Origin of the sequence: Donghicola sp. XS_ASV15, assembly GCF_041224595.1 — a bacterium.
Taxonomy (GTDB): Bacteria; Pseudomonadota; Alphaproteobacteria; order Rhodobacterales; family Rhodobacteraceae; genus Donghicola.
The window spans coordinates 1-301 of record NZ_JBGFGN010000037.1 but is presented as its reverse complement, the minus strand read 5'-3'; the positions used below and the strand labels follow the sequence as shown (position 1 = coordinate 301).

The window sequence follows — 301 nt, the reverse complement described above, 5'->3', positions numbered from 1 at the left end:
GCTAATAAACTTGTCTGAGCGTTCATCTCCACCTCCTTGAAACAACTCATTCCAGCGTACAATCCCTCCTGCTAGAAAATACGTGTCTGATGTGATTTCAATGATTTTTGATGCCGATATCAACCCGCTGAGTAACACTGTTTCATCTTCTAGTGAGTCGAGTAAGGTGAGCGTCATGTCGTTGCTTGCTACCATAATGTCGCGGTATCGCCACTCATTATACTGCAGCAAAACAGAGGGTTCTATTATCCAATCGTCAATAAACAAGCCATAACCAACTGAAAGTCCATAGCTTGGTGCA

1 protein-coding gene is annotated in these 301 nt (G+C 43.2%); it reads right to left on the bottom strand.

From position 1 onward, the window contains the following. A partial coding sequence (locus AB9K37_RS00525; RefSeq protein ID WP_369835110.1) for a hypothetical protein occupies nucleotides 1-301 on the bottom strand: 301 nt, incomplete at both ends.